The sequence below is a fragment of the Oculatella sp. LEGE 06141 genome (assembly GCF_015207605.1).
GTDB lineage: Bacteria > Cyanobacteriota > Cyanobacteriia > Elainellales > Elainellaceae > Oculatella.
This window is the reverse complement of the sequence record NZ_JADEWO010000023.1, coordinates 71,652-95,971: the sequence shown is the minus strand read 5'-3', so window position 1 is coordinate 95,971 and position 24,320 is coordinate 71,652. Positions and strand designations below refer to the sequence as shown.

Annotated in this window: 16 protein-coding genes and 4 pseudogenes; 9 read left to right on the top strand and 11 right to left on the bottom strand. The window is 48.0% G+C overall.

Features of this window, described 5'->3' with window-relative positions; translation table 11 throughout:
- A pseudogene (locus IQ268_RS16655) lies at window positions 1–518 on the top strand (hypothetical protein); the annotation flags it as partial.
- A gap of 133 nt (window positions 519–651) precedes the next feature.
- Here IQ268_RS16655 and hisC read toward each other — a convergent pair.
- Window positions 652–1,701, bottom strand: coding sequence for a histidinol-phosphate transaminase (hisC, locus tag IQ268_RS16650; RefSeq protein ID WP_193881235.1), 1,050 nt, complete (start codon window positions 1,699–1,701; stop codon window positions 652–654).
- A 1,155-nt stretch (window positions 1,702–2,856) separates the two neighbouring features.
- Between hisC and IQ268_RS16645 the strand changes: the two genes are divergently transcribed.
- Complete coding sequence (locus IQ268_RS16645; RefSeq protein ID WP_193881233.1) at window positions 2,857–4,176, top strand: response regulator; 1,320 nt, start codon at window positions 2,857–2,859, stop codon at window positions 4,174–4,176.
- Between the two features lie 53 nt (window positions 4,177–4,229).
- Here IQ268_RS16645 and IQ268_RS16640 read toward each other — a convergent pair whose 3' ends face one another.
- From IQ268_RS16640 to IQ268_RS16625, 4 genes are read right to left on the bottom strand one after another with little or no spacing between them, the layout of a single operon-like run.
- On the bottom strand, window positions 4,230–7,157 hold the full coding sequence (locus IQ268_RS16640; RefSeq protein WP_193881231.1) for an NHLP bacteriocin export ABC transporter permease/ATPase subunit: 2,928 nt from the start codon (window positions 7,155–7,157) through the stop codon (window positions 4,230–4,232).
- A complete protein-coding gene (locus tag IQ268_RS16635) occupies window positions 7,154–9,388 on the bottom strand; it encodes an NHLP family bacteriocin export ABC transporter peptidase/permease/ATPase subunit (RefSeq protein WP_193881229.1) in 2,235 nt (744 codons plus the stop codon). Before IQ268_RS16635 ends, IQ268_RS16640 begins: the two co-directional genes overlap by 4 nt.
- Window positions 9,388–9,984 (bottom strand): hypothetical protein, encoded by a 597-nt coding sequence (locus IQ268_RS16630; RefSeq protein ID WP_193881227.1) that lies wholly within the window; start codon window positions 9,982–9,984, stop codon window positions 9,388–9,390. Before IQ268_RS16630 ends, IQ268_RS16635 begins: the two co-directional genes overlap by 1 nt.
- Before the next feature lie 33 nt (window positions 9,985–10,017).
- On the bottom strand, window positions 10,018–11,103 hold the full coding sequence (locus IQ268_RS16625; protein WP_193881225.1) for a cyclic nucleotide-binding domain-containing protein: 1,086 nt from the start codon (window positions 11,101–11,103) through the stop codon (window positions 10,018–10,020).
- A gap of 223 nt (window positions 11,104–11,326) precedes the next feature.
- On the opposite strand from IQ268_RS16625, the gene IQ268_RS16620 reads away from it, so the two are divergent.
- Window positions 11,327–11,545, top strand: a complete 219-nt coding sequence (locus IQ268_RS16620) for a hypothetical protein (RefSeq protein WP_193881223.1) — start codon at window positions 11,327–11,329, stop codon at window positions 11,543–11,545.
- A 194-nt stretch (window positions 11,546–11,739) separates the two neighbouring features.
- Here the strand turns inward: IQ268_RS16620 and IQ268_RS16615 are convergent, their stop codons facing one another.
- Complete coding sequence (locus IQ268_RS16615) at window positions 11,740–12,015, bottom strand: hypothetical protein (RefSeq protein WP_193881221.1); 276 nt, start codon at window positions 12,013–12,015, stop codon at window positions 11,740–11,742.
- 858 nt (window positions 12,016–12,873) lie between these two features.
- On the opposite strand from IQ268_RS16615, the gene IQ268_RS16610 reads away from it, so the two are divergent.
- Complete coding sequence (locus IQ268_RS16610) at window positions 12,874–13,380, top strand: DM13 domain-containing protein (protein ID WP_193881219.1); 507 nt, start codon at window positions 12,874–12,876, stop codon at window positions 13,378–13,380.
- A gap of 272 nt (window positions 13,381–13,652) precedes the next feature.
- On the opposite strand, the gene IQ268_RS16605 is transcribed toward IQ268_RS16610, so the two are convergent.
- Window positions 13,653–14,273 carry an FMN-dependent NADH-azoreductase gene (locus tag IQ268_RS16605; RefSeq protein WP_193881217.1) on the bottom strand — a complete coding sequence of 207 codons (621 nt, stop codon included), beginning with the start codon at window positions 14,271–14,273 and terminating at the stop codon, window positions 13,653–13,655.
- A gap of 369 nt (window positions 14,274–14,642) precedes the next feature.
- Here IQ268_RS16605 and IQ268_RS16600 point away from each other — a divergent pair, with 369 nt between their 5' ends.
- Window positions 14,643–14,963, top strand: coding sequence for a septal ring lytic transglycosylase RlpA family protein (locus IQ268_RS16600; RefSeq protein WP_193881215.1), 321 nt, complete (start codon window positions 14,643–14,645; stop codon window positions 14,961–14,963).
- A gap of 109 nt (window positions 14,964–15,072) precedes the next feature.
- On the opposite strand, the pseudogene IQ268_RS16595 reads toward IQ268_RS16600, so the two are convergent.
- The 4 genes and pseudogenes from IQ268_RS16595 to IQ268_RS33440 all read right to left on the bottom strand — a co-directional run.
- Window positions 15,073–15,307: pseudogene (locus IQ268_RS16595) on the bottom strand (hypothetical protein); the annotation flags it as partial.
- Window positions 15,308–15,487: 180 nt separating this feature from the next.
- Complete coding sequence (locus tag IQ268_RS16590; RefSeq protein ID WP_193881213.1) at window positions 15,488–16,552, bottom strand: hypothetical protein; 1,065 nt, start codon at window positions 16,550–16,552, stop codon at window positions 15,488–15,490.
- Between the two features lie 245 nt (window positions 16,553–16,797).
- A pseudogene (locus IQ268_RS33445) lies at window positions 16,798–17,451 on the bottom strand (transposase).
- Between the two features lie 9 nt (window positions 17,452–17,460).
- Window positions 17,461–17,580, bottom strand: a pseudogene (locus IQ268_RS33440) (transposase); the annotation flags it as partial.
- 457 nt (window positions 17,581–18,037) lie between these two features.
- On the opposite strand from IQ268_RS33440, the gene ppsA reads away from it, so the two are divergent.
- From ppsA to pflA, 4 genes are all read left to right on the top strand, one after another.
- Window positions 18,038–20,485, top strand: coding sequence for a phosphoenolpyruvate synthase (ppsA, locus tag IQ268_RS16575; RefSeq protein ID WP_193881211.1), 2,448 nt, complete (start codon window positions 18,038–18,040; stop codon window positions 20,483–20,485).
- A gap of 107 nt (window positions 20,486–20,592) precedes the next feature.
- Window positions 20,593–22,818, top strand: a complete 2,226-nt coding sequence (pflB, locus tag IQ268_RS16570; protein ID WP_193881208.1) for a formate C-acetyltransferase — start codon at window positions 20,593–20,595, stop codon at window positions 22,816–22,818.
- 169 nt (window positions 22,819–22,987) lie between these two features.
- The gene (locus IQ268_RS16565) at window positions 22,988–23,374 is read left to right on the top strand and encodes a hypothetical protein (protein WP_193881205.1); all 387 of its coding nucleotides are present in this window, start codon (window positions 22,988–22,990) and stop codon (window positions 23,372–23,374) included.
- 137 nt (window positions 23,375–23,511) lie between these two features.
- Window positions 23,512–24,276 carry a pyruvate formate-lyase-activating protein gene (gene pflA / locus IQ268_RS16560; protein ID WP_193881202.1) on the top strand — a complete coding sequence of 255 codons (765 nt, stop codon included), beginning with the start codon at window positions 23,512–23,514 and terminating at the stop codon, window positions 24,274–24,276.
- Window positions 24,277–24,320 lie beyond the last annotated feature (44 nt).

The following is a 24,320-nucleotide window of genomic DNA, read 5'->3' as shown; positions in this document are numbered from 1 at the left end:
GTCCCACCCCCACCCCATCGCCCACGGCTCCATCCTCCAACTCTGGTTCTAGCTCAAATCCATCCTGGTCAACCGCCCGCCAAACCAACGACGTATGGGCTAAGGTTGTTTCTATTTCTAGAGATGGCGACGTTCGCGTTAGACTGCCAAACGGTCGATATCAGAGGTTGCCCCATGTCAACTCATCCGTTTTGTCTCGCTTGCGTCCGGGTGATGAGGTGGTTTTAACCACCATCAATCGCACGATTATAGACGTGGCCTTTGCAACCAACGACACTCAGCAAGCGTGGGTAGAGACCGAACCCAACCGGGTTGTTGAGGTGCAGGAGCAGACGATCGAAGAGATGCAAACGGTAGAGGAGACGCAAACGGTAGAAGAACGGTGGACAACCCCATCCGAGCCGACCGCTCAGCAGCAGGTCGTTCCCCCTCCAGTGATGCAACCCTGGACCACACCGCCACAACAGATCGTACCAATCATAACGACTCCGATTTCAACGCCTCGCGCCCTTTGGTAGCGTTGGGTTTATGCAACACAGCCGCAACGGAAACCACCTGACACTCCAGTGATGGTGTTACCTGAATGTAACGGGCAGCATTGTGCCCGTTACGGCTCAACCAGAAGGGGCGATCGCACGTGAAAGCCCGGAATTACACCAGGCGCATCAGCGCCTCAACCAGTATCTGATGTTGCTCATCGGTTCCAACCGTAATCCGGAGTTTGTCTTCTAACCCTGGCTGTTTGAAGTAGCGCACCAGAATGCCTCGTTCTTTAAGTGCCAAGCAAAGCGGCTCTGCATTGCCATCGGGAGGACGTACCAGTAAAAAGTTGGTTTGAGAATTCCATACCCAAAAGCCCAACTGTTTTAGCTCGGCTGCCAGCAAGCCTCGTGACGCTTTTACCCTGGCAGCACATTCATTTTTGTAAACCTGATCGCGCATGGCTGCGGCTCCAACCAAGCAGGCGATCGCATCAATGTTGTAGCTATCTTTGACTTTAAACAACCCGCTTAACAGCCCCGGGTTGGCAATGCCAAATCCTAACCGCAGACCCGCTAACGAATAGCCCTTAGACAAAGTACGGGCTATGATGACGTTCTCAAATTCGTTGACCAGCGGCAGCACGGTTTCGTCTGCAAAGTCAACATACGCTTCATCGATGACTAAAACACCAGAGAGCCGGGTTGCTAGCTGCCGCAGATCGGCGATCGGCACAACATGCCCGGATGGGCTATTTGGAGTGGCAATGAAGGTCACAGCCCCCTGAGCTGCAACTAATTCCTCAATCGGCAGACGATAATCGGCACCATAGGGAATTTCGATCGGCTCCGCTGGCTGCATCTGCGTCAAGGTTCGATACAGCACATAGGTCGGCATTGGATAAACGACGTTGCGACCCAACTCGGCACAGGCGCGAATGACCAGGTTCAGCAAATCATCACTACCGTTGCTGACGATGATCCAATTTGCTGGAACCCCCAAAACCTCGCTAATCGCCTGCCGAAACTCGTTGGCATAGGGATCGGGGTATCGCCGCAGCCATTCGCTGTCTAGCGATCGCAGAGCCGCGATCGCCTGTGATGAGGGCGGATAAGGGTTTTCGTTGGTGTTGAGCTTAATAACTGGCGTACCCGGTTTGGGCTGTTCTCCAGGAATATAGCCCGTCATTTCCTCAACATTAGGACGAAAAAAAGCGGTCATAACTGAGCAGTACATCAAACACCATTCAGTGTAAACGGTGAAGTACCGCTATGCACTTCCCTGCTTTGAGGTGTGCCTATTGAGCGATCGCAGTTAGTCCATGGCTTCTTGTGAAAAAATAGCCATTAAAAAAGCCCCTGGACGTCTGACCGTGTTTCGACTCCAGGGGCTTTTCGTTAAATTTCACTCCTCACATGTACATACTGCACCTAAGCTCACGTTAAAGATACAGACCTTGTGCCAGATTTTGAACTGGCTAAAGTGGGGCGTTACTGCATCACGGTACCAATTCATCCACCACCCCAGTCCGGGCACCCCAGTCCAGAAAACCTCGAACCTTCAAAGTTTCCAATTGGGAGACTTACAGCCATTTTCATCTGCATTCACCACACTCCAAACCCTACACCCATCTTGGCGAGACGGTGGCTGACTCGATTGAGAACTGCTGTAAGAAAGCGTTTAACACCACAAAATTGCTGTACGGCTCTCGGAACTAACAGGTGATGTCAAATGTGCTACATGACCAAACTGTGACATCCCCTTCTGCGTTGCCAGCAATGTCGTGTTCTTTCTAATATAGTCCTGGGAATTCTAGATTTAGCAATCTTGCATTCTTACAAGACAGTAAACCCATTGTGAAGTAGTACTGAACACCTTTTGCCCTGAATATACTAAAACCGTCTGTATAGCTGATGTCCACAACTCTACTCTGTCACTTTCTACAAAGAACGATGCTGGCTCTCTCATGTCTGTTTAGAAGCCACAACTATGGCTTGGGAGGCAGAGTCTCCTAACTCACCGAACGGAGGCAGAGCCTTCGAGGTAGCATCTCTAGAGATCGTCTGGGAACGAGGGTTAATCAGATGAATAGGCTAAGAGAATGCTTAAAGGTACTGAATACCGCTTGAACTGTTCCCTAAACCCTTCAACTCCAGTCTTCGACCTGCGTTTGATATGAGCGCTCTAGCTAAACGGGAACGTTGAACCAGACCTGGCTTAGAAGTCAGGGTTCAGGGATTTGGAGAACAAACGCAAAACACTTGACCCATTTCAAAAAACCTCTAAGATCCGGCTGAACGAGTGACCGCAGAGCGAGAACAGCAAACCAATGAACACTTTGAGCAATTATTTAACCGTTTCCCTGAAGATCCAACAATGATAAACTCTCAACGGAATTCTATCTTAATCGTTGATGATACCCCTACAAACATCAAGATTTTATTCGATTGTTTAAAGCAATCTGGTTTTAGAGTTTCTGTTGCTAAGAGCGGTGAGAATGCATTGGCAAAACTGCAAGAAATGGCATCCGATTTAGTTTTGCTGGATGTAATGATGCCCGGGATCGACGGTTTCGAAACCTGTCGTCGTCTCAAAGCCAACTCTGACACCCGAGAAATTCCTGTTGTTTTCATGACCGCTCTTTCTGATGTCACCGACAAAGTGAGAGGGTTAAAACTTGGAGCCGTAGACTACATCACAAAACCCATTCAAATTGAAGAGGTTTTAGCGCGCATTAACGTTCATCTGGCTTTGAAAAATACCAGGGTTCAGTTAACGAAGGAAATCGCTGAGCGAAAGCAGGCGGGCATCAAGCTTCAGCAAACTCTGCAAGAGTTGCAGCAGGCTCAAGTTCAGCTCATTCAAAGCGAAAAAATGTCTAGCCTGGGTCAGATGGTGGCAGGTATCGCCCATGAAATTAACAACCCGATTAATTTCATTTATGGCAACCTTACTCACGCCAACGAGTACGTAAAAGATTTACTGGCACTAGTGCGGCTGTACCAGAAATATTACAGTGATCCTCCAGAAGAAATTGCGGAGGAAATCCAAGCCATTGAACTCGACTTTCTGGAAAAAGATCTGGTGAAGCTGTTTCAATCGATGCAGGTTGGGTCAGATCGAATTCGTGAAATCATTAAATCACTCCGAACCTTCTCTCGCCTGGATGAAGCGGAAATTAAAGCGGTCGATCTTCACGAAAATATCGACAGTACTTTGATGATTCTCCATCATCGTCTGAAAGCCAAATCAGATAAGCTGAGCATTGAAGTCGTTAAAGACTATGGTGTTTTACCAAAGGTTGAATGTTATCCAGGACAGTTGAACCAGGGATTGATGAATATCCTTGTCAATGCAGTTGATGTGCTGGAGGATAAAAGCCTGGATTGGGCTAACCAGAAGCGACCTGGTATCATTTCAATTCGCACACAGGTTATCAATAGTGACTGGGTTGCAATTTATATTACTGATACTGGAAGCGGCATGAGCGAAGAAGTGCGATCGCAGCTCTTCAATCCGTTTTTCACCACCAAGCCTGTAGGCCAGGGAACTGGTTTAGGGCTGTCCATTAGCTATCAAATTATTGTAGAAAAGCATGGCGGCAAGTTGACCTGCCATTCAACCCCAGGAGAGGGAGCCACGTTTGTCATTGAAATTCCGATCCGACAAAAGAACTTTGCGTTAGGAACTCAGTGAGATCAATCAACGCTTTAGTCATTGCAGCGACCAGTCAACATTGAAAGTGGCTCCTAGGCAGTCTGTCTCCTAACCAGTTGAGCAAACAATCCTGGCTGATTCGCTAATTCCTCATACCGTCCTTGTTGTACCACTCGTCCGGCTTGCAGCACATAGATGCGATCGGCATGACGAATGGTGCTAAGCCGATGGGCAATCACAATACGCGTTACATTGAGCTGATCTAAACTCTGGCTCACGATCGCCTGTGTCCGGTTATCCAATGCGCTAGTTGCCTCATCAAACAGCAAAATCCGAGGTTCTAGCGCCAGAGCACGGGCAATCACAAGCCGCTGTCGTTGCCCACCTGAGATGTTGGTGCCACCTTCACTCACAAGGGTATGCATCTGCATTGGCATCGCTCTCACATCGTCTGCAAATCCACTCATTTCGGCTGCTGTCCAGGCTTCATCTAAGCTGACTAATGCCCCACTGGCAATGTTCTCAAAGATTGAACCTGCATTAATGCGGCTATTTTGTAGCACCACACCTAACTGACGACGAACAGCAGCAACGTCTAACCCCATCAAATCTTGGCCATCGTAGTAAACCGTGCCAGAGATGGGCGTTTCAAATCCTAACAGCAGCCGTAGAGCCGTTGATTTACCGCTGCCAGAGGGGCCAACCAGGGCAATAAATTCACCGGGGTAAGCCTCAATGCAAACCTCATCCAGATTTAAGGGGCCATCCTCACGGTAACGGAAGGATAAATGATCGAGCTGCACTCTTCCAGATAGTCGTCCTGGACTGGCTTTATTCAGGTCTACTTCGGGCTGTGCCGCCAGAATAGGTTGCGATCGCTGCCACAGCGGAATTACGTCTAGCACCTCAATTAATGTGTTACTTAAACTCGTTACACCTCCTATGAATATGCCGAATGCGACACTGAACGCCAGAAACGATCCGGTTGATAACCCGCCACCGTTGCCAACTGCCTGCGTTGGATCAATCAAAGTACTTGCCAACCAGAACAGCATGACAGTCGTGAGAGTGGGCATCACGGTATTGAATAAAACAACGGTGTCCTCTAGACGCTGTGTACTCACCAAAAGCTGAAGTTGCTGTGTATATTTCTGCCCCCAATGGGCGAAGGCTCGTTCCTCCACTCCGGCAATTCGCAGTTTGGGAACCCCATTGATGAGCTGCACGACTAGCCCAAAAATGTCGCCTTCGAGTTCCATTAAGGGACGATTTTTGCGAATAATGAGCGAACCGGAAATAGTTGTAAAGGTAACCACCACCAGCGCCAGCCCAAGTGCTAAGTTGGCAAGCTTCGAACTGTAGTAGAACAAAAGCCCCAGGTTTAATAATGAGAAGAACCCAGCAAAGATAGTTTGCAACGCAGTGCCACTGAGTTTGCGGCGAATGGCACCAATACCAGACACGCGCGAATTTAAATCGCCTGTGGAATATTGCCGAAAAAAAGATGTTTTTAGCTGTAACAACCGATCCCAAACAGCGGCTTGCAGTGAGGCATCGGATAAGGTTTCAATTCGCATAGAGGCGATCGCCTGTGCCAGTTGAAAGCTGGCTCCACCAAACGCGGCTGCCAATAGCCCTAACCCAATTTGAACCAGCAATCCTGAGTTGCCGTAGGGAATTGCGCTGTCGATGAGAACGGCTGTAGCTTGCGGAACGAGCATTCCCAACAGAGTCGCTGCTACACCCGTCAACAGGATGGCAATGATGTCTCGCTGGCGACCCTGAAGCGCAAATTTCAGCAGGCTAATTGCATTCAACACGCCATCGGGCAAGGGACGGTAAAAGACAAACGCCACCGGATCAATCGTTTGGGCGATCGCTTCATCCACTGGAATTCTGGCGGAACCAGGCTGACCACCCTCAGAGGCATCGGCTACCCGCATCGGGTCGAAAAGCTCATAGCGCGCATCTCCCACGGGCAACAGCGCTACAGGATATTTATCCCTGGCAGTATATGCCAGCAGCGGCCCGCTATCCATTTTCCACCAGTTGTTTCGTAGCAGCACCCGCCGCAGTCGCAGACGAGAAGAACGGGCGATCGCTTCTAGTGGCTCTTTGACCCGCTTCAGGTCTTCAGAGCTAGCAGGTGGTTGAATGGTGACCCCCAGCGCCTTTCCCACTGCCCCTGCGGCAGCCAGTAACGGCATTTCTGCTTCAACCCCCCTTTCCTGTTGCGGTTTGAGGATCGCAGCAAGATTGCGAACGGTGTGTTGCGTTACCTGCTGGTTGAGTTCCTGCCGTGCTTGAAATCGCAGTAGCGATTCCTGTGCCTCCTGTTCAGCTATAAACTCAATACAGCGCAGAAAGTAGACATGGAGTTGAGCCAGCCCGTTGAGCAAAATAGTCCCAGCTTCAACAGTTCCAGCTTGCACATCTATGGTGCTTCTGGCAAAGAGTTCGAGGTGATCGTCTGCCTCTACCCAGGCTCCATTCCCAACCGGAAAGCAGCCCATTTCTTGATCTAAAACAAGATCTGGGTACCCCAACCAGCGTAATTTGCCCTGCTGAACTCTAATCCACAAAACCTGACCAGGCAACGGCTGATAGATTTGCCCCTGCATCAGAGAGACATACTGCGTTTCTGGGACGATGCCAACCGATTTAGGTTGAGGTAACCCTTTAATCTGCCCCAGGCTGTGAACCCAGTTTTCCAGAAGGGAGCGAAAGCCAGGGTGCTGGGTTGCTTCACTGATGGGAACAGGCAGAAGTTCAGTTGGTTCAAGCGGTACAGCAATCAGGGCAAAATGTTGCTCACCCGCAAGCTCCATTCCAAAGAGGGCTTCGCCCGGCTTGATGTTGAACAGGTAACGGCGATCGCCCTCCACGGTGCCATTTTGAACTGGAACAGCAAACAGTGCCAGAGAACCAGACTGAACCCGCCAGATGAGCTGTGGCTCATTTAATAACAGTGGCTCATTCCCGTTGATTTGGCGTAGACCCAGATTGATGTGTAAGGTCATGAGGCATCCCCGGCATTGCGAATGAGTTGGGCATACAGTCCAGGTTGCGACCACAACTCCTCGTGGATGCCGCGTTGCACAACCTTGCCATGATCTAAAACAATAATTTCGTCACAGTCTCGAATGGTACTCAAGCGATGCGCCACAATCAGACAGGTACAGCCTCGCTGACGCAGCGCTTGGTCAATGGTTTTCTCGGTTTCTGTATCTAAAGCGCTGGTCGCCTCATCCATGATTAGAATTGAGGGATTGTTGACCAACGCTCTGGCAATCTCAAGTCGCTGTCGCTGCCCACCACTTAAATTTACGGCTCCTTCTAGCAGTTGAGCATCGTATCCACCCGGAATCGAAAGGATGACATCGTGAATTGAGGCATCCTGACACGCCTGATGTAAGTCATGATCGGGAACGGTCGCATCCCACAACGTTAAATTGTCTCGAATGGTACCAGAAAACAGCAAAATGTCTTGTTCTACTACGGCGATCGAATTAGCCAGCACCGCACGCGGAATATGGGTTCTAGAAACGCCATCAAACTGAATCTCTCCTGACCAGGATTCGTACAGTCCAGCGACGATTTTAGCCAGGGTTGATTTACCAGAGCCGCTGCCACCCACAAAGGCAATTCGCTGCCCCGGCTTGATCGACAGATTAAAGTTCTCGATCAGGGGAGCTTCCAGCGGACTATAGCCAAACGTAATTGCGTTGAGGTCAATGTAGCCATGAAGCCGAGGCATGAATGACCATTGACCTCTTTTCTCTTTCTCTTTGTGTCCTTCCTTTTTATCTCCCTCTTTCAACTGCGGGTCAATTTCGTTGCCCAATACATCATCGAGACGCTGCAAGTTTCCCTGCAAACTTTGCAGCGTGCTGCCAAACTGAACCAGGCGATTCACAGGTTGTTGAAAGCTCTGCATTAACAGTTGAAAGGCGACCAGCATACCGATGCTTAAACTGCCGTTAATCACTCGCCAACCGCCAATAATCAACAGAGATGCCGCCGTGAGGGTAGAAAGCAAAGAGGGCAACAGTCCTAAAAATCGGTTGATTAACCCCAGCTCTTGCTGAGCATTTATTGCTTTGGTGTAGTAACCTACCCAGCGAGCAAAGAAATCTGATTCTAGTCCAGATGCTTTGAGCGTTTCCATACTTTGCAATCCGGCGATCGCAATCCCCGACGCTTTACCGTACTCCTGCACCAGTCTTAGATTGGCATCGACACGGTGACGAGACACCCATTGCAACGTGAGGACATTAACGATGGCAAAGGAAATAACAATGACGGTTAACACAACATCATATTGCAGCATGGCGATCGCAAAAAAGACCACCATGAACGCACTAATCACCGTTGTAGTGAGCCGACCTGATAAAACATCTGCAACGTCATCATTCAGCTTTACCCGGTTGCTAATTTCTCCGGCAAATCGCTGTGCGTAGAAGCTAACTGGCAACCGCAAAACGTGCCACACAAACTGACTGGACAAACTCACCGATAGCTTGATCTTCAACCGGCGCAGATACTGCAATTGCAATAGGGTCAATACGCCCTGTAGCCCCACCGTCAGCAGCATTCCAAACAGTAGATAGGGCAACCAGCCTGTGCGACCACCCACCAAAACGTTATCCACGAAAATTTGGCTAAATGCAGGAATGACCAGGCTCGGCATCACTAGCAAAAAGCTCGCCAAAACACAGTAGAGCAATGCCCCAAAAGAGCTACGCAGACGTTTTCCCAGGGCTAAAACCAGGCTGGGCTTCTGCCCTCCTGGCTTAAAATCCTCACCTGGTTCTATGACTAAAACGACTCCGGTATACCCCTGATCAAACTCCTGATGAGAAACCGTCCTGGGTCCTAATGCCGGATCGTTTAGATAAACCCGATCCCTGGTAAACCCTTCAACCACCAAAAAATGATTGAAGTGCCAAAATACAATAAAAGGGAAACGCAGTTTCAGTAAGCTTTCCAGAGACTTTTTGAACCCTTTGGCGACCATGCCATAATTTCGGGCAGCCTTCAGGACGTTAGCGGCGGTGACACCATCTCGCGACACACCACATGCCTGACGCAGTTCCGCCAGTGGTACCACTCGGTTGTAGTAACTCAAAACAATTCCCAGAGCAGCAGCTCCACATTCAACCGCTTCCATCTGTAAAACGGTTGGCGTTTTGACCCGGACGTGCCGCTCCTTTCGTGGCGATCGCAGCGCTTCTAAAGGGTTAATGAACATTACTGAGAAGCCTCAAGAAACGGAAAAACAAAGGCGATCGGCGCTTTCTCCTGTAGCGTGATACGGGCGATCGCCGTTGTGCCTGGAGACAAGGCCAATCGGGCACCACTGAGGGAAGTCCACTTATAGCCGCTAGCTGTCGCAGGATCTCGTTCTAGTTTAATGATGACTTCAATTGAACGGTTCTCATCCAGAGTACCGAGTTGACGAGCCGATTCTAAGGTTGTGATCGATGGCTCTGAAACAGACTGAACATGAGCCACAATTCCGCCTGTAGAATCGGCGCTGTTCGGCAAAAGGATGACCTCCATTCCAGGTTGAATCCATTTTCCTTCACGGCTCTCAAAACGAGATAATCCTACCAACTCGTTTGAGGAGGATGAGGATTGAACCAGTACGCCTTGACCAGTCGCTGTTACTGGGATACGCCCCAAAACGCCCCAAAGGAGTGTTAACACCACCATAGAACCCAGAGATGCCAAAGGTAGCCAGCTTTTAGGGCTAACCACCTGCATAAGCTGATCTAATTGTTCGGGAGAGGATAGCCGCTCTAGCGACTCCTTTCTAAAAATGCTGGTTTGAGGCTGATCGTTCATTGTTGGTTCAGTTTATCTGTTAGTTGAGGCTACTTAAAGGACTCCTAACCGTTTCAACATCCAATTAAATCGAGCGGCTCCTTGAGAAACCTGCTGCAACGAATCGAGATCTAATTCATCGTCATATTCAACGGCTTCATCCATTCCCTGTGGCCGGTCGTACATGTTTTGATGACAACCCAATCGACTCATGACCATTTGCAGGCTATTTGAAAGCTGAATGGCTAACACCCGGTAGAAACGGGATGCAAAACCCATGTCCTGCTGAAGTTTAGTGGTTAAAGCTTGCCGGGAAATAGACAACACCAACGAGTGATGAACGGCTCTAACAGTGACAGGCAACGGACGAAAATCTAGAAAGGAGATGGCTCCACTGATTTCACCTCTGGTTAAGTTGGCGATCGCCTTACCAAAACTAGCGTCCCTCTCCTGGCGCTCAAAGCAAAGCGTTAACGGGTTGTAGTCACCTTCTGGCACAGTAATCAACAGCAGCCCATCCAGGATGAAATCTAGCGCTTCAACAGGTCTTCCCGCCTGGATCAGAATAGTGCCAGGGGCAAGGGGTTTAACTTCACCTACCGTAATCAGCCAGTCAACGTCACTATCCCGTAACTCTCCAAATACGAAGAGAGCTTCTTTCATTGGCTGATCGTTGATGGCCCGCACCTGACCTGGCATCTCCAGGATCTGCCGTAACCGTTCGGAGAGCATCAGGGCGATCGCCCGATACAAATGCGTACTAAAGTTAATATCCTGTTCTAATTTTGTTACTAGCTGTTGACGAGGAATGGCCAATACCAATGAATTGACAGCAGCCCTGACCACTGCTGGCATAAAACACAGATCAAACAGAGACGTTTCTCCAACAATTTCCCCACGTGAAAGCTGGGTGATTTCTCGATCTTGACAATTATTGACGGCTAAACTACTCCCTGTCGAATCGCTTTCAGCGCTGGGAACAACAATCGTTAACATTCCATCCAGTAGCAAATAGATCATGTCTGGATCTTTGCAGAGCTGAACCAGCACGGTTCCGGCGGTGACTTCCTCTTGATGACCTGCGGCAATCATCCAATTGATATCGGCGTTGCTTAATTCCTTGAGTAGGACTTCTGCCATAACGTCACCGTATTTTAATGACAATATTATTGCGGATTAGCAGTGATGAGACTAGAGGTGTTGAAGTTGATCCAACATTCGTCCAACATTTATCCAACATTTATCCAACGTGTAGGCTCTCAATATATCCAGGTTTAAGACTACTCTTAAGGAGTGATTAGTGCAGTTTGATTTGATGCGATCGCCCACTAGTCACTTTAATTGTTGTAAGAGGACATAAGCTATGAGCCAGCAAGAACCCAAAAACGAAGAGCAGCTTTCAGATGAGCAATTGGAAGATGTATCTGGTGGATTAACAGACCGATTTACCGATTCTCATCGGGACAACCTCAACAAGGGACTTAAGCCCGAAGAAGAACTTTCGGATGAACAGCTACAAGGAGTATCCGGTGGACTGACAGATCGGTTCGACGATGCTCATCGGGACAACTTAAACAAGTAACGTTGTTTCCAGTAATTTACCTGGATAAAAGGGGGCAGGGAACACCTACACCCTTTTATCCAGTTCAAAAGATTCCAAAAAGATTCAAAACCGGGCTGCACATTTTCGGTGGGTAGCAACAACTTCAAAACACACAAAGAGCATTATCCTCAATCCGAGTTGTTAGTTCTGGCCATGTGGTTTTTGGCAAAAAGCTACTGTTGAGGGTAGGTAGACTGATAGCTAAATCGTTGCTTTAGCAAAGAGCGGAAATTTTTCTTCTTTACTGGCTCTTTTAATGCTTTTGAGAGCGCCTGCCACAGTTCGGCTCCTGCCTCTCGGAGGTAGGCTTCGTCATACCCTGATTCTTTAGCGATCGTCATGTACTCTTTAGCATTCCAGGCCTGTTGAAACACCAATGTTTTGACCGGGGTGAGAGTACCTGGCGGTAAAAGTTGTTCTACAATTTCTAGCGCTTCTTCAGAGGTCATAAGTGGTAGGTTGTAAGTTGGTGTGCAATACGTTTCAAGTTCTCCAGCAATTCAGCGATTGGGGCAGATGCCTGAGCAGCAAAGAATTACTGTAGATTGGTTCAGCAATATCTCTATTAATCTATTTATTAGTTTTACTCCTTCTAGAATGTAAGGACTACAGTAATCAAACGAGCGAAAAACACTTTAAAGATACTGATAGACACCTTGTACGTAGGGTTGTTTTAGATTCTCCTGCAGCATTAGAAAAACGAGATAATTCTTCTGATGGTACAAGAACATTTTCGCTTGTTCAATCGACGTACCGCAGGTCATTATCAAAGATTGATTGAAAGGAAACTGGCACAAAGCAGCAGAGCTTTAGCATTGAATCAGTCAATTAAAGTCATTAGTTCCATGAGCGGCTTGGTGGCTGAAGACTATTGTTAAGGAACTTTCTAAACAGAAGCTGAAGAATTACTTAAAGAGAAATGAGAATGACTGAGCCTTGAAATGAAATTGCATGTTGTCGTTGTTCTCAGCCAATTCTCAGATTTATTCATCCTTGTCTCAGCCAATAATCATGCTTCCCTTCAATTAAACAGTCATGGTTGTATCAGGTTTAGAGCCAAAGTTCATAACTCAAAGTTCATAACTCAGACTCCGATCGCTGGTTAATTGAACTACTGATTGAACTTGGTGAAACCGATCGACAACGGTTGTAGCGGTGCTGTCTACTGATTCAACGGCATTGCTGAATGCAGATATGATTCACAGACATCGCTCCTTATGTAGGGGCACAATGCCATGCCTTTACATAATTCATACTCAAGGCAGCAACGCCTGTTCAAATGAACCTCAATTCTGGTGGAATTAGCAATGAGAAAATCAAATCGACTGGTGTTACTGGGTACAGCCTCCTTGTTTGTTGCTGCGGCCTCTGTGGCAAGTGCCTCTAACCTTAGCGCTCAGATATCCAACCAATTTGTCAATCAGGCTTCTACCGTTGTGGTACAAGCTCAAGCCATGCCGATCGCGTCTGGTGAGTTTGTTGCTGCGGAAGCTCCAACCACAGGCTCAGTACGCATTACGACAGAAGATGGACATCGTTACCTGGAGCTAGATGGTGCATTCAGTACCAGTGAGCAGGGGCCAGATCTGCATGTTCTTTTAGATACAGCGACTCAACCACCGCAAAACTATCAGAACATGGGTCAATTTGTGAATTTAGGTAGCCTCAGCAGCTACAGCGGTATGCAGCGATATCCTATTCCTGATAGCGTCGATATTTCTAATTTTCAGTCGGTCGTGATCTGGTGTCGTATGGCAAATGCTACATTTGGCTACGCGCCGCTGCAATCCTCTAGCCGTGCCAATCTGCCGTAATCTTGGTTCAGGGGTTACTTAACCTTGGTTTATCAGATAGGAATGCCTCCCCATCTGATAAACCAGGCTCAACCTCATTTCATTGATGTGCCAAACAAGAAACCTCTCCGTTTATGCTCGATTGCACCAGGTGAACAGAGTTGTCACCAGATAGTTTCTGTTTGTGTCAGGCACGATCTGCTTTTGTAACGTCAAATTTTGCGTCCTGCCGCTGCTGTGGTTTAATGTCTGGGGGCTGTACAGAGCAGATTTTTATTCGATTGGGCACTGATTTACCAGTGAGCCACAGCCTCTTTCAAAGCAGCTTGAGCATCGGCGATCGCCTGCTTGCGTGCCTCATCACCCAAAGCCTGACTATCGGCATGAACGAAATTGACATCGGTGATCCCCATGAAACCAAAAATGAGTCGGAGATAGGGCGTTTGCAAGTCGTAGTCGTGAATGGGACTTCCTTCTGGATAAGCGCCCCCATTCGCCGTAATGATAGTGGCCTTCTTGTTATCAACCAGACCTTTATAACCGTTTTCATCAACCGAAAAGGTGCGACCAACTCGCACAATTTGATCAATGTAGGCTTTGAAGTTGGCAGGAATGCTGTAGTTATACATTGGAATACCGAAAACATAGCGATCGGCAGCTAAAAACTCATCAACCAATTCATTGGAAATCCGAATTGCTTCTGCAAGTTCAGGAGTATGTTGGTCGGGAGAAGAGTAAGCAGCAGCAATCCAGGCTTCATTAACGAATGGAACTGGGTGATGACCAATATCGCGGTAGGTGACAGTGTCGTCTGGGTGAGCGGCTTTCCAATCAGAAATAAATTCTTTTGCGAGTGACCTCGAAACCGATCGCTCTCCACGAGGGCTGGAATCAAGATGAAGGATGTGAGCCATAAAATTACCTTGAGATGTAGATACAGTTTGGATGCTGTTTGAACGTAATCTAACAACTTTACTTTAATGAACGCAAACCTAATAATCAAACATGGCGGATGCGCCCTTCAAAGCACTTAGTCTGCAACACCTGTCCAAATTGCACCACTCAAGATCTGCTAGTTAAGCACTAAGTTAACCACGAGAATGCAGGTCAGTATGATCTGTCTTTAGTCAGAAATTCAATTTAGGCGTACTGGTGTTCATTGACATGTAGATAAAAATATACTTGTATGTACATGTTGCCGCTAGGAGGTGAGTTAATTGCTAACTCGTTCAATCAGGATCAATAAGTCAACCATTGGAGCGCTCTCTATTAGCACTGCTCTAATGACAACCTCTCTGGTTGGGTTGGTAGGCGTAGAGGCAGCAAGAGCTGCTGAAGACTGTGGCACCGCTACCTATTACGATACTGGCGACGTTACCAGTAGCGGAGACCCCTTTGACCCAGGTGCGTTAACCGCTGCGTCTAGCTATATTCCAAATGGAACGCTGGTCGTTGTTCGTAACGTCGATCGTGGAACAGAGGTGACAGTAGAAGTAAATGACTACAATCCTGGTGATGGAATCATTGATGTCACACCAGCGGTTATGGAAGCGCTTGACCCAGGTGGAGACAATTTGAGCTTAGATGTGTGTCTCTATTACTAGACCAAAACTATTCTCCATGTCTCTAGTCTATCCCTCTTTGATCCCTCTAAGGAGAGGAATTCTCGGCGTTGCTGAATAGTGGGAGAAATTAAGCAGGAATGGGAACATCTCAACACTTCATGTAGTGAAGTAACAAGCGGATTGAATGTCTCAGCATTTCTTCTGGTTTGGGATAACACAATGTTTTGCGATGTAACGGTGCTAGATGGTGCTGCAAGCGTGTATTTTCACTTTCTCCCAAGGGGAGACGCTGCGCGAACAACTCGTGTCATGTGGGTTTTGCTCACAGTCTGATCTCATGGTGGAATAAATCCCGGACAAACACTCCAACCATCTGTGACATAAGAACACCAGTGTCATGCTCCAGCGCTTGATTCAAAGGGCGTGCTTTAAAGCTCCCGATTGCTCGGTTACATTGTGCTTTTCGCCCCCTAAATCCCCCAAGATCGGGGGACTTTGAATCGTTCAAAAGTCTATAAAGTTTGAACTTCCAGGATTTAAAGCACGCCCTAGCTCTCGCCTCTTTATAATCCTGATAATCGAACTTTATAAGGGATTTCTTCAACGGGCAAATCATCGCAGTCCCAGTCATTATAACGAAGCTGTAACCGCTGTTCTCCTGCATATTCCACTAACCTTCCACCATACAGCTTGGCCTCAGTCCCTAGACTTTGAATTCGGATTTTACCGTTGAAGACAGTAGCACGAGCGAGGTAAATCACCAGGTCGTCTCGGGAAGGACGATTCACAGTGGTACTTGCGGTCAAGTGAGCTAACCCTCGCTCATCCATTTCTTGAGCTAAGGCGATAGCCGTATTGCGAATGCCTCTAATGGCAACAATGTTGGCAGCAACGGCCATTGTGATGTCTACACCATCATTCGTTACGATGGAGTTGTTGGATAAAAATTGAAAATTGAGTTCTCCCAAGTCACTGCGAATGCGGCGATGAATTAAGTTGTCGGGATGGTAATGAGTTAAGGTTCCCACAATAGCGCCACAGGCAGCACGCGGTTCTCGCCAGGGAGATTCACGGGTTTTGCCGTAAATCTGTTGACCATTCTCGCGTAATCGCCCCACATGCGTTTTGAGGTCGATCGCCACCAGAGAAAGCGATTGAGGATTGCCTGCATACACTTGTCGTTTTAAGGATTCGTCTAACTCATGCGCCACGGTGACATGGGCTAAGGTCGCCCCGTTGTCAGTGCCTCCACCTGCCGGGAAAAACGCCTCTAACTTGAGTTCTCCAATTTCAGAGAGCGTAGCAAATCGAGAGGCGACGACATCACGATAGCGTTTGGTCGCCTCGCCCTGATGGATGCGATCGCCACAGTTGGTATATGCCAGGGTGGTAACAACGCTGGGTAAGGTCATGTCAGCCCCGCAGGTGTTCATGTTTGTAGGGCTAGAGACAGCAAGTTGAAGTTCATCTCGCAGGATTTGCAGCCCTTTGATGAGCGTGTAGCGATCTCGGACAATTTCATTCAGATAGTTATGGTAGGCATTGCGCTCCATTCCAAAACTGGTGGAGAGCCGCCAACATTTTTCGACCCGTGCTTCGGTAGGGGCAGCATCAAAGGGTAAAGACATAAGTTGGGAAGACGGAGCATGAATGCTGGATGAGATATTTCAAACTATACAGGCCATCTAACATAACCTCTAGTGCAGTTGATTGACCGCAACTGATCATGATACTGCAAGTTCTCAATAGCCGCGAAGAAAAGTCTCTGCGGTACGGGCGGAATGCTGATGACGGTAGCGGAGGACGCGTTCTATAGAACCCATTTAAGATCTTTTTACAGCCATTTTCATTTGCATTCACCACACCTTAAACCTTACACCCCACTCCCATCTTGGCGATACTGTGGCTTACTCGATTGAGAGCTGCTGTAAGTAGCTAACCGCTTCACCATCAGGCGAATGAAGCAAAGGTTGAGTTTTGTTCTGGCATGTTCTAGCGTCCACTCAAAGTTTTTGACCAGATTCTTACAGCGTTCTACCCAACGATTAGAGCGTTCAATCACCCACCGCACCGCAATCGGCACAAACCCTGTCCGTCCTTGAGCAGCCTTCTGGGGTTTCGAGAGTTTAGCGGCAACTTCAAACTGAATCTTGCTCATAATCCCTGGATAGACTTGCTCTAGCGTGGCTTGAATCGTCTCTGGGTGATAGCCGTGGTCGAGCCTAATCGTAGTTTTTGCCAGTTCTAACGGTTTTTGCCGAAAGTAGTCCATGTTGTGGCTTAACATCTCGATGAATCCCTGGTCATCCGAGACATTTGGCTCTAGTGCAGTGGGTGAAAAACGGCAACCCTAAACTATCAACCGCCAGATGCCGCTTAATCCCACTGGTCGCTTTGTAGAAACAGAAGCCGTTGGAGGCAGCACTGGCGTTGCACGTATTCTTCACCGCTTCGAGTCGATGATGATTAGCCTTGTCCATCGACTTTTTTTTACTTGAATCCGCACGTGCCCATGCAAGGTTTCCATCAATTGGTCAAACACACCTGCATCCCGCCATTGCTTATAGTGCCAATAGACCGTGGAATAGGGCGGAAGGTCTCTGGGTAGATCTTGCCAGTTGCAGCCATTCTGGAGTTGATAGAGGATACCATCAATGATTTCTTTCTAACTCCGGTGACTCGGTCGAGTTTGTTTCTTTTTGGGTAAGATGTCGTGTAAGAGTGGTTTGAGCACTTCCCATTCAGCGTCACTGAGGTTGCTAGAGTAGGGCATGTCAATTCTTGAAATTACCTTCCTTACGCTAGTTCGACCTCTCCAGAGATGTCGAATGGGTTCTATAAGCGACGGTGTTTTTCAACGGTTCCAAATCTACAACGGTAGTACTACCGTTGTCGGGAACCCGAAACGCCAAATTTTCTACTTAGACGCAGAAGACAATCAACTTCTGTGTTTTGTATGTTGCGTTGCTCATTCAATTAGTTGTCCTCACAAGTTCCCCAAATTCTTTTTCTATAACTAGAACTATAGGGCATTGAAAACACTTGAGAGACCATGAGGTGAGTTTCCAAGATGCTTCAACTTGACCAATAACCCGGTTAGAGGAGAAGAGTTTATGTTGCAAACAACCGTCGTTCAATTATCCTCGCAATCAAAAGCACAGGCATTTGCCCTGCCCTTCAAAGATGTTGGTATTACAGACATCCCGATTGTTGGGGGAAAGAACGCCTCCCTGGGAGAGATGCTGCAACAACTCTCTCCGAAAGGGATCAATGTTCCTGATGGGTTTGCCACAACCGCTCATGCCTATCGTTATTTCATTGAAATTGCAGGATTAGAAGAAAAACTGCGGCAATTGTTTGCTGAACTGGATGTAGAAGATGTGGTCAATTTGCGGCAGGTGGGCAAGCAGGCAAGATCGCTCATCCTACAAACCCCGTTTCCGGATGAACTGCAAGAAGCAATTGTCCAAGGCTATCAGAGTTTGTGTGGTCGGTACGGTGCAGATACTGATGTTGCAGTTCGTTCCAGTGCTACCGCAGAAGATTTGCCCGACGCGAGCTTTGCCGGACAGCAGGAAACCTATTTGAATGTGCATGGTGTGCAAGGCGTACTGGAAGCTTGCCACAAGTGTTTTGCTTCAATCTTTACCGATCGCGCCATCTCCTACCGTCAAATCAAAGGCTTTGATCACTTTGAGGTTGCCCTTTCCGTAGGGGTGCAAAAGATGGTGCGCTCTGACCTGGCATCCTCTGGGGTGACATTTTCAATTGACACCGAAACTGGCTTCAAAGATGCAGCCCTGATTACCGCTGCCTACGGGTTAGGTGAAAACGTGGTGCAGGGAGCCGTGAATCCCGATGAATATCTGGTGTTCAAGCCAACGCTAAAGCAGGGCTTTCGTCCTATTTTGGAGAAGCGATTAGGCACCAAAGAGATCAAGATGATCTATGCCATAGGTGGTTCTAAGTTCACCAAGAATGTTTCCGTTCCACCAGAACAGCGTCGCCAATTTACCCTCAGTGACGATGAGATTTTGACCCTTGCTCAGTGGGCGTGCGTGATTGAAGACCATTACTCCACCGTTCGTGGCGCATACACGCCAATGGACATTGAATGGGCAAAGGATGGGGTAACGAATGAACTGTTCATCGTGCAAGCGCGTCCAGAAACCGTGCAATCCCAAAAAGTTCAGAATGTGTTGCGAACTTACCATTTGCTAAAAGAACGCAGCGGCTCTTCTCCCACGCCTTTAGCCAGAGGACGGGCAGTAGGTGAGATGGTTGGACAGGGTGAAGCCAGAGTGATTCTGGATGTGCATAAGATCGATCAATTTCAAGCCGGTGAAGTGTTGGTGACAAACCGCACCGATCCAGACTGGGAACCCATCATGAAGAAAGCCAGTGGGATCGTCACCAACCAGGGTGGGCGCACCTGTCATGCTGCCATTATTGCCAGAGAGATGGGAATTCCGGCGATCGTCGGGTGTGGTAATGCCACTACGGTTTTGCAAACCGGGCAAGACGTCACTGTTTCCTGTGCCGAAGGTGAAGAAGGACGGGTTTATGGCGGTCTGTTGCCGTTTGAAGTCAATGAAGTTGCCCTGGAAAAGCTACCTCGAACCCGCACAAAAATCCTAATGAATGTGGGCAATCCAGAGGAAGCATTTAGCCTGTCTGCCATTCCTAATGATGGTGTTGGCTTAGCTCGCATGGAATTTATCATCGCCAATCACATTCAAGCGCATCCACTGGCACTGCTAAATTTTGATGAGTTGGAAGATGAACTGGCTCGCTACAAGATTGCCGAACTCACGGCTCAGTATGAAGACAAAGCCCAATTTTTTGTAGACAAGTTAGCCCAGGGGATTGGCACGATCGCCGCTGCGTTTTATCCCAAACCTGTAATTGTTCGCATGTCTGACTTCAAGAGCAATGAATACGCAAACCTCCTGGGTGGTCGGCAGTTTGAGCCACATGAAGAGAATCCGATGATTGGCTGGCGTGGGGCTTCCCGCTACTATGACGATCGCTATCGAGACGGCTTTGCCCTCGAATGTCAGGCAATGAAGCGGGTTCGAGCTGAAATGGGTTTAGTGAATGTCATTCTAATGATCCCCTTCTGCCGTACCCCTGAAGAAGGTCAGCGTGTGTTAACCGAAATGGCAATTCATGGTCTAGTACGAGGCGAAAACGGCTTGCAAGTCTACGTGATGTGTGAATTGCCGAGTAATGTCACGCTGGCCGATGAGTTTAGTCAAGTTTTTGATGGATTTTCGATTGGCTCCAATGATCTAACGCAATTGACACTCGGACTCGATCGCGACTCATCGCTTGTTGCTCGTTTATTCGATGAACGTGACCATGCTGTCAAACGCATGATTCAGCAGGCGATCGCCACTGCAAAACAATGCGATCGCAAGATCGGTATCTGTGGTCAAGCTCCTAGCGACTATCCTGAATTTGCCCGTTTCCTGGTGGAGCAAGGCATTGATTCCATTAGCCTCAATCCAGATTCAGTATTAAAGACACTACTGGAAATTGCAGCGGTTGAAGCAGGTTAAATTCGCTGCTAACCCAACCACAGGTGTCATGGGTATCTCACTCGTCCAAATCCAAGATACCCACAACTCTAAGTCTATCGCATTCCTATCAGGAGACATATTAGATCATGTTTGAGCAATGGCAAGGATTTAAGTCTGGTAACTGGGTAAATGAGATTGACGTAAGAAGCTTCATCCAAACCAACTACACTTCCTATGACGGAGATGACTCGTTCTTGGTCAATGCAACCGAGCGAACTCAAACCCTCTGGGTTCAGGTGAAAAATTTAATGGCTCAAGAGCGAGAAACGGGAATTCTGGATGCGGATACAGCAACCGTTTCCGCCATTACCGCTCATAGCCCTGGTTATATCGATCAGAATCTGGAACAAATTGTAGGTGTACAAACGGATAAGCCCTTAAAGCGAGCAATCATGCCCCTTGGTGGCATTCGTGTAGTTAAAGCGTCGCTCAAAGCCTACGGTTATCAGCTTGATCCCACAACCGAGGAAATCTTTACTAAATATCGCAAAACCCACAATGATGGGGTATTTGATGCCTACACTCGCGAAATGCGGTTGGCACGACACTCCGGCATCATTACTGGACTACCAGATGCCTATGGACGGGGACGAATTATTGGCGATTATCGTCGCGTTGCCTTGTATGGGTGCGATCGCCTCATTGATGACAAGAAAACGCAGTTGCAATCTTTAGAGATTGACAGTATTGATGACACCCTTCAACTACGCGAAGAGATTAACGAACAGATTAAAGCCCTATTTGAGCTAAAAGAAATGGCAGCGAGCTACGGCTTTGATATTAGTCGTCCAGCCGCCAATGCCAAAGAAGCGGTGCAGTGGCTTTATCTGGCCTATCTGGCAGCCGTAAAAGAGCAGAATGGGGCTGCAATGTCGTTGGGACGGGTCTCAACCTTTCTGGACATCTATTTTGAGCGTGATTTGAAGCATGGTGTATTCACCGAATCAGAGCTTCAGGAACTCATTGATCACTTCGTGATGAAACTGCGGATGGTGCGCTTTCTGCGAACGCCTGACTACAACGAGCTGTTTTCTGGCGATCCTACCTGGGTGACAGAATGTATTGGCGGCATGGGCGACGACGGTAGACCATTAGTGACCAGAACCAGCTTCCGGATGCTCAACACGCTGTTTAACCTGGGGTCTGCGCCTGAACCTAATTTAACCGTGCTGTGGTCAGAACGGCTGCCCATTGCCTTCAAACGCTACTGTGCCAAAGTTTCTACAGAAACCAGTTCGATTCAATATGAAAACGATGACTTGATGCGTCCTTATTGGGGGGATGATTACGCGATCGCCTGCTGTGTCTCTGCCATGCGAATTGGTAAACAGATGCAGTTCTTTGGCGCACGAGTAAATCTGGCAAAATGCTTGCTGTATGCCATTAACGGCGGTAAAGATGAAAAATCAGGAGAACAGATCGCCCCTGCTTATGCTCCCATTACCTCTGAAGATTTGAACTATAACGAGGTTATGCAGAAGTTCGATCGCATGATGGATTGGCTCGCCAAAGCCTACATCAACACCCTCAATGTCATCCACTTTATGCATGATAAATACTGCTATGAACGGCTAGAAATGGCGTTGCACGATCGCGATGTTTTCCGCACGATGGCATGTGGCATTGCTGGATTGTCAGTCGTTGCAGATTCACTATCAGCCATTAAATACGCCACTGTGAAAGCCATTCGCAACCAGGACGGATTAGCAGTGGATTATCAGATTGAAGGAGACTTTCCTAAATACGGCAACAACGACGATCGCGTCGATCAAATCGCCGTTGATTTAGTGAAAGGCTTCATGAACAAACTGAAGCAACACAAAACCTATCGCAACGCGGTTCCAACGCAATCAGTACTCACCATTACATCCAATGTTGTGTATGGCAAGAAGACGGGCAACACGCCGGATGGACGCAAAGCGGGTGAACCGTTTGCACCGGGAGCTAACCCCATGCATGGACGCGATAGCAAGGGCGCGATCGCCTCTCTCGCCTCTGTTGCTAAACTTCCCTATGCCTACGCCCAAGATGGCATCTCAAACACGTTCTCAATTGTGCCAGGAGCGTTAGGGAAAACAGAAGGCGATCGCCTCACTAATCTCGTTGGCATGTTAGATGGCTACTTCCATGATGGCGGTCATCACATCAATATAAACGTCTTGAATCGTGAGATGTTATTAGATGCAATGGATCATCCTGAACAGTATCCACAACTCACGATTCGCGTCTCTGGATATGCCGTCAATTTCATCAAACTAACAAGAGAACAACAGTTGGACGTAGTGAAAAGGACATTTCACGATCGCTTCTAAATTAGTTGTTTTACAGCAGTTCTCAATCGAGTCAGCCACAGTCTCGCCAAGATGGGTGTGGGATGTAGGGTTTGAGGCGTAGTGAATGCAAATGAAAATGGCTGTAAGAGAATTCAGCGATCGCCTTTTTGATGTAAGGGGCGATCGCTGAAGATTCAGGAAAGAAGCTATGATTTTACATTACGTTCTGGCATGGATTCCGATGGTGTTTATCGGCATCATCAACGGCGTGATTCGGGAGTTCACCTACGGAAAGCAGTTGAGTGAATTACGGGCTCATCAAGTTTCGACGGCTACCGGAATTTTGCTGTTCAGCCTCTATATTGGGGCACTTGTCTACTTTTGGGGCTTTGAGTCACTGAGGCAAGCGCTGATGGTTGGGCTGATCTGGCTGGTGCTCACGATCGCATTTGAATGTCTCTTCGGTCACTACGTCGCCGGACACCCCTGGAGTAAGCTTTTAAGTGATTACAATATCTTTGCAGGGCGGCTCTGGCTGCTAGTGCTTGTTTGGCTTGCCATTGCTCCACTGCTCTTCTACCACGTTCTAGAGTAATCCGATGGGCGATCGCGCACTTCACATCAACCCCTCCTGACAATTACAAACCTTCCTCACAAGTTCCCCAAGTTCTTTGCTTATAACCAGAGTGAGGTCAACAAAGCCTCACCCAAACACGGTTAAAGGCAGCAGCAATGCACGTCCCAACAGCTCACATCCCACAGTCCACAGAGGTTCAAGGCTACATCCATTCCATTGAAACCTGTGGCACGGTAGACGGCCCCGGAATTCGGTTTGTTATCTTCACCGCAGGTTGCCCCCTGCGGTGTCTTTATTGTTCCAATCCGGATTGCCGCTACATGGAGAACGGTAAGAAGGTCACTGTTGATACACTCATGCAGGAGATTCAGCAATATACTTCTTACATGAATGCTTCTGGTGGTGGAGTGACAGTGAGTGGAGGGGAACCACTCTATCAACCCCACTTTGTCGCAGAGATCTTTAAACGCTGCAAAGCATTGGGGATTCATACAGCACTGGATACCTCTGGATATTGTGACTTGCAGGTGGCAAAACCTGTGATTGAGCAAGCCGATTTGGTGCTGCTGGATATCAAATCGTTTGATTCTGACACTTACACCAAAGTTACGAGTGTGTCGCTGGAACCGACCCTGGCGATCGCCCATCACCTTAACGACATTCAAAAACCTGCCTGGATTCGGTTTGTTTTGGTTCCTGGTCTGACCGACGCAACCCACAACATTGAAGGACTCGCAGATTTTGTTGCAACGCTAAAAAATGTTGAAAAGGTAGAAGTTTTGCCCTTTCACAAAATGGGCGAATACAAGTGGGAGCAATTGAGTTATGACTACCAGCTTAAAGAGACGCAACCCCCCACGACCGAACAAGTGCAGGCAGCATACGCTATTTTCCGCAGTCGAGGTATCACCGTTGTCTGAGTTTTGATTGCAATTTCTAATTGCACGGTGCAAATGCAAAGAGA